This is a genomic window from Bacillus sp. FG16 (assembly GCF_057809515.1).
This window is the reverse complement of record NZ_JBMDKC010000343.1, coordinates 1-425: the sequence shown is the minus strand read 5'-3', so window position 1 is coordinate 425 and position 425 is coordinate 1. Positions and strand designations below refer to the sequence as shown.

Annotated in this window: 1 protein-coding gene; it reads left to right on the top strand. The window is 38.4% G+C overall.

The window, feature by feature from the left end:
* On the top strand, positions 1-425 hold a 425-nt coding region (locus tag ACODS7_RS32655; RefSeq protein ID WP_488828714.1), incomplete at both ends, for a Tn3 family transposase.

Here is a 425-nt window from a genome sequence, read left to right as displayed (position 1 = left end):
ACGGCAAAATAGTTTAGCGGTAGCATTACGAGAAATTGGACGTATAGAAAGAACATTATATACATTAGAATGGCTACAAGATCCTGCACTGAGAAGGCGAGTTCAAGTGGGACTCAATAAAGGAGAAGCGAAACATTCACTTGCGCGAGCCGTGTGTTTTCATCGATTAGGAGAAATACGTGATCGTTCTTATGAAGATCAGTTGCACCGAGTAAATGGCCTGCAGTTGTTAATTTCTGTGATTGTTATTTGGAATACAGTGTATATTGAAAAAGCGATTGAATTATTACGATCTCAAGGAATGGAAATTCCAGAAGAATATGTGCAACACATTTCTCCATTAGGTTGGGAACATATTGCATTAACGGGCGATTATATCTGGAATGTACAGCAAAAGACATCGATTCATCATTTAAGACCTTTGC